This is a genomic window from Pseudoflavonifractor capillosus, from assembly GCF_016902575.1.
Taxonomy (GTDB): domain Bacteria; phylum Bacillota; class Clostridia; order Oscillospirales; family Oscillospiraceae; genus Enterenecus; species Enterenecus capillosus_A.
Genome location: NZ_JACSNZ010000100.1, coordinates 1 through 1522, shown reverse-complemented (window position 1 = coordinate 1522; position 1522 = coordinate 1). Strand labels below are relative to the sequence as shown.

The window sequence follows — 1522 nt, the reverse complement described above, 5'->3', positions numbered from 1 at the left end:
CAGACTGTCGAAGAACCCCTGTTTTCATTGAGCGAAAACAGGGGTTCTGGTCATAGTTTGGGGAATAACGGCAAATATGATGCGCAAATTGGAGTTCTCCCAACTCCAATTTGCCAGCTTTTTCAGATTCATTGCAGCATATTTAAGCCTAACCCACCTGGTAACGGCGGCTAGACCTCTGTGATGCGTATAACGCATGGCGTGTTTCTCCTTTGCATCTGCAAAAATACGCTCAATGGTTTCTTTTCGTTGGGAATAGATTTTCTTGCCCTTTTCGGTTTTGCGGATAGCCTCCACAATATCTAGATATTCCTCCCAGATATGTGTGGTCATCACCTTTTGCCCCTTTTCATTGGCTCCACATTTGAATTTGCAAGGGCAGGACTTGCACTTGGACGGAGTGGTGCGGTAGGTGCGCTTTCCTTCCTTGTTTGTTGTAGTGTGCCGTAATACACCACCTTGAGGGCAAATGAAGCTGTCAGTTACAGGATCGTACTCATACTCCCAGGGCTTGTACCGTTCTTTATCTCCCGTATATCTGGTATAGGGCATGATGGGTATTCTCCCATCCTCCAGAATCTTTTTTGCAATCCACGGGGTTTTATATGCTGCGTCCATTGCCACATACTTCACACGTTCAAATTTAGCTGTTATTTCATTGTATACTGCATCCCAAGCTATGCTGTCATGAACATTCCCTGCAGTTACTTCTACTCCAAGAATAAAACCTCGCTTGTCGCAAGCTGTGTGTGCTTCGTATGCAAACTGCCGTTCATGTTCTCCTTTGATAAACATTCCAGCATCCGGGTCGGTAGTGGAAACTGTCTTTTCAACCATCCCTCCACCAGAGGTGCCCTCATCATCGTGATCGTCATCGTCGTTGATAGGCTTTTTCCCCAACTTCTCACGCTCGGCATTTACCTCCTGCCGGAGTTGCTCAGTGTACACCTTGGCAGCCTTGGATACTTGCTCTTTTTGGTATTTCTTCTTATTTGCACTGGCTTTTATGTGAGTCCCATCAATAAACACAGTTCGTGGGTCTACCATGCGGTTGTTAAGAGCTTTATTCAGGATGTGCTCAAAAATCTCCATGGTTAAGTCTTCAGGAAACCTATGGCAAAAGGCATAACTCACCGTTGAAAAGTGGGGAATTTCCTCCAGTAGTCCATACCCCAGAAACCAGCGATAGGCCAGATTTACGGTAATGTCCCGGTATGTCTGGCGCAACGATGCAATTCCAAACAAATGCTGAATCAGAGCCATTTTAATTAACACGACGGGGTCTATACCTGGTCTCCCGTTGTCATGGCAATAGTATGGATCCAGTTTCTCATACAACCACTCATAGTCCATGACCTTTTCCACTTTGCGAAGCAAATGATCTTCGGGCACCAGTGCTTCCAAATCTGTCACCACGGCCTCTTTTCGTGAATCTTTTCTCCATTGCTCCATAAAGCACACCCCCACATCTGATACCATTTTACCAGATGCGGGGATGTTTTGGAAGTTTTTCGACAGTCTG

1 protein-coding gene is annotated in these 1522 nt (G+C 45.8%); it reads right to left on the bottom strand.

Going from position 1 to position 1522, the window contains the following annotated elements:
* Nucleotides 1-24: 24 nt before the first annotated feature.
* Nucleotides 25-1522, bottom strand: a 1498-nt coding sequence (locus tag H9X86_RS11990) for an IS1182 family transposase (protein WP_243416958.1), incomplete at its 5' end; no start/stop codon positions are given.